This is a genomic window from Acinetobacter sp. UBA6720 (assembly GCF_002454215.1).
Taxonomy (GTDB): Bacteria; Pseudomonadota; Gammaproteobacteria; order Pseudomonadales; family Moraxellaceae; genus Acinetobacter.
Window position 1 is genome coordinate 21,453 of record NZ_DKIK01000082.1, and the last position, 4,359, is coordinate 25,811.

3 protein-coding genes are annotated in these 4,359 nt (G+C 43.0%); 1 reads left to right on the forward strand and 2 read right to left on the reverse strand.

Annotated elements, in window-relative coordinates:
* Positions 1-1,679, reverse strand: a 1,679-nt coding sequence (locus B4F08_RS07285) for an acyl-CoA dehydrogenase C-terminal domain-containing protein (protein WP_291373967.1), incomplete at its 3' end; no start/stop codon positions are given.
* Positions 1,680-1,973: 294 nt separating this feature from the next.
* Positions 1,974-2,612, reverse strand: a complete 639-nt coding sequence (locus B4F08_RS07290; protein WP_110974676.1) for a hypothetical protein — start codon at positions 2,610-2,612, stop codon at positions 1,974-1,976.
* 136 nt (positions 2,613-2,748) lie between these two features.
* On the opposite strand from B4F08_RS07290, the gene baeS reads away from it, so the two are divergent.
* Positions 2,749-4,359 (forward strand): sensor histidine kinase efflux regulator BaeS (gene baeS, locus B4F08_RS07295; protein ID WP_291373968.1); only part of this gene is annotated, 1,611 nt, incomplete at its 3' end.

Here is a 4,359-nt window from a genome sequence, read left to right on the forward strand (position 1 = left end):
GCGTTATAGAAGTCAACTTCAGTTGTCCCAGCAGCAAGTGTTTCTTGAGCCACAAGTGCCATACGTGCCCATAGGTAAGCAAGGGTGACATAACCAGAGAAGTAGAGGTAATCGACTGCTGCAGCACCCACTTCATTTGGGTTTTGCATTGCTTTCATACCAATTTGCATCGTGAGGTCACCCCACTCTTTGTTCAGCGCAGCAAGTGGTTCAACAAATTCTTGCATTGCAGCATTGTCTTTGTTCGCTTCGCAGAATTTGTGAACAATCTTGGTGAAGTCTTTCAACATTGCACCTTGAGTACCCAAAACTTTACGACCTAATAAGTCTAATGCTTGGATTTCTGTTGTTCCTTCGTATAGACACGCAATACGTGTATCACGAACGATTTGTTCCATGCCATGCTCTGAAATAAAGCCGTGACCACCAAACACTTGAACACCGTGTTTTGCAGACTCTGAACCTGTTTCAGTTAAGAATGCTTTTGCAATTGGAGTCAGTAGAGACAAGATGTTGTCAGAGTATTTACGCTCTTCTTCTGTCGCACCTTGCTCAACCACGTCTGCATGTAGAGACAATAAGTAAACCAGTGCACGACCACCTTCAGCAAATGCTTTTTGTGTTAAAAGCATGTTACGTACAGCAGGGTGAACAATGATAGGGTCTGCTTCTTTTTCTGGGGCTTTAGGGCCAGTCAGTGAACGCATTGCTAAACGGTCTTTTGCATAAGCAAGCGCACCTTGGAATGAACCTTCAGATGCCGATAAACCTTGAACTGCTGTACCAATACGAGCAGTGTTCATGAAGGTAAACATGCAGTTTAAGCCACGGTTTTCAGGTCCAATCAGGAAGCCTTTTGCGTTATCAAAGTTGATCACGCAAGTTGAGTTACCATGGATCCCCATTTTGTGTTCGATTGAACCACAACGTACTGCGTTACGTTCACCGACAGAACCGTCTGCATTTAGATTGAACTTCGGTACGATGAATAACGAAATACCTTTGGTACCTTTAGGCGCACCAGGAAGACGAGCAAGGACGATGTGAACAATGTTCTCCGCCATGTCGTGCTCACCTGCAGAGATAAAGATTTTCTCGCCTGTGATTGCATAGCTACCATCTGCCTGTGGTTCAGCCTTGGTACGGATAATACCCAAGTCAGAACCTGCATGGGATTCAGTTAAGCACATGGTACCTGTCCAAACACCTGAAACAAGGTTTGGTAAGTACGCATTTTTTTGCTCAGCTGAACCGTGGTGTTCTAAAGTACGTACTGCACCATGAGAAAGACCAGGGTACATACCCCAAGCCCAGTTCGCAGTACCGACCATTTCAGAAATCACGTTACCTAAAGAAACTGGTAGACCTTGACCGCCATATTGCTCTTCAGCAGAAAGAGATGGGAAGCCTAATTCGATATATTTCTGATACGCTTCTTTAAAGCCTGTTGGCGTGGTAACAACGCCATCGTTCCATGTACAACCTTCACGGTCACCGCTTTGGTTGATTGGAGATAATTCGTTTTCACAGAAATCTGCAGCTGCGTCTAAGTATTGGTCAACCAATTCACGGCTTACGGTTTCCTGAAATGCAGGCAGTTTCGAATAATGTTCTTCTGCGTTAAGTAACTCATGCAGTACGAATTGCATATCACGTAAGGGCGCTTTGTATTGTGGCATCTCGTTTTCCTCAATACTGGTTTAACCAGCTTATAATCCTAATAAACATAAAAACGTGTCTTCATTGACACGTGTTGGAATGGTTCAATCGTGCAACATCTTCTAATTTGGTACAAGCGTTTCAGGGGCTTTTCTTGGTGACTGTAAAGTCAAACAAATATTATTTAAAATCGCTAAGTGGGTTGAGTGTAAACAGTTTTGGCTGTTCTAGCATGACATAAATAGTCAAAAAGCGTAAAAAGTTATGTCCAAGAAAAAAGGCGCAGAATGCGCCTTTGAACTGAAACTATCTTTTTAAGATGCTTGATTTGGAGCTGGAACGGGTGGTTTTGGTTGGAAGTGAACCATACATTTACCATCCACGGTCTGCGTACCAACTTTTATTTGAACAGATTTACCATCTGATTGGCCTTGGCAAGCTTTAGCCATAGCTTCTTGGCGCGCTTGACGTTCAGCTAAACGCTGAGCATATTGTTTGGTCAGTTCAGCACGTTTTGCATCGGTTAATGGCTCACCGTGTTGCATATGCATGCCACGGAACTCACCACGATCACCTTGCATAGGTGCCTGTCCAGCATGATCATCTTCCATTGGTGGACGTTCGCCACGTTTCATTTCATCACGGTTTGGTTTAAATGAAATGGCGCAGGTACCATCTAAGTTTTGTTCACCTGCTTTAATTTGTACCGCTGTACCTACTGCCTTGCCATCGCAGGCTTTTTTCATGTCTTGCATGACTTGTTTATGTTCAGCGCGCATTTCTTTAAATTGCTCGCGTTGTTCAGGGGACATTCGACGGTCGTTCTTGTCATGACCATGCATGCGTTGAGGTTGGTCCATATCTTTTGGAGGCTGGGTTGATTGACAGGCAGTCAATGCGCCTACAGATAGAATACTGGCAGTGGCTAAAGCAATTTTTGTCATCTTATTCATGTGTAATTCCCCAATAAAGAGCAGGTGATTTTTGATGATTAAAGATTAAGTAATAATGATGTAGAAACAATGGAGAGTTTTTTAGCACAGTGTTCTATACAATACGAAATGAGAAGAAAAAACTGAGATATGTGTTTTGAAAATTCGTCGCGTACCGATTGCCTTACGCTTATTCCTGACCGTCTTGCTGACCACGTTGGTGATTACCACGGTGAGTTTGGGCGTGTTACATTGGACGATGCAAAAGAATTTTGCTAAATACGTTGCAGATGTGGAAATGCAAAAGCTCGATCATTTGATTGACAACTTGGCAGGTGTGTATAGCACTTATCATGATTGGGGCAATGCCATTCAAGCACAGATTTTACAGATTGAAGGTAAAGCGGATCCTGACGATTATGACCGGCTCTCGCATTGGTGGTTAAGACGGCAATATGATATTGCGTTACAGCAGCGTTATTTTGAAGAACATACTTTTGCGAATCTCCCGCCAACTTTGGCCAAAGCTGATCAAGGAAAACCATTACTTGATCAAGATGAGTTGAAATGGTTAGAGCTTAATTTACCGTCAGAATATCAACCTTTTGAAGGGCTTAAATTTCCATTGAGGTCGAATGAAAATGCATTTCGCCCCCCTGAACGCAAAGATGGCAAAGCACCACCAAAGGAAAATCAGAAAAAGCAATTTATCTCAATGCCAGACCGTTTAGGTTTGAGCTCACGTTTATCTTTATATGACGCCAAACAACAATTCGTTGTTGGTGAGCCATCTTCAGACCAAGTTTCATATCGCCCCATAATTGTGGATGAAAAAATAGTCGGGTATTTGGGCCTAAAACCCGTGCTTGATCAAGATGATGCACTGAGTATTAACTTTTTTAGCAATCAGAAACGTTATTTATTATTGGCTTATGGTTTAACTGTTTTTGCCAGTTTGATTGTTTCATTATTATTGGCAACGTATTTTAAACAACCGATTCAGCGACTTTTAAATGGTACACGTGAACTGACGAAAGGTAATTTTCAGCATCAAGTTAAAGTGAATCGAAACGATGAGCTGGGTGATTTATCCAATGAGCTCAACCAATTGGCGGTGATTTTAGATCAGCATGAAATTTCACGTCGTCAATGGGTGTCGGATACTTCGCATGAGTTGAAAACACCGTTGGCAGTGTTACAAGCGCAGATTGAGGCGATGCAAGACGGTATCCGAAAACCAACGCCTGAGCATTTTGCCTCGATGTTACGTCAAGTGACCAGTTTGAAAAAGCTGACTCATGATTTGGCAGACTTAGCACAAGCTGAAGCGCAGCAATTAAACTGTTATTTTGCAAGCGTAAATCCATGGGCGGTGATTGAGCAAGAAGTGGAAAACTTTAAGCCCAAATTTGAACAAGCTCATTTAAGCATCAGTGTTGAAGGTGAGGGGGCTGAGTTACAACTTGATATTGACCGCTTTAAGCAAATCATGGTCAATTTGTTGGGCAATAGTATTCGTTATACTGAAGCCGGTGGACAGGTTCGTATTCATACTGAACAATCTGCAACAGATTGGACAGTCTACGTTGATGACAGCCCTTATGGTTTAAGTGACGAACAGTTGGCACGACTCGGTGAGCGTTTTTACCGTGTAGATGACTCGCGGACGCGGAGCACAGGTGGTACGGGTTTAGGTTTGGCTTTATCTGCTAAACTGGCGCAAGCTTTAGGTGGCGAATTGAGCTTTGATCATTCGCCTTTGGGTGGT

Coding starts and splice junctions, on each gene's coding strand:
- B4F08_RS07290 (WP_110974676.1), bottom strand. CDS start 2,612: ATGAATAAGATGACAAAAATTGCTTTAGCCACTGCCAGTATTCTATCT.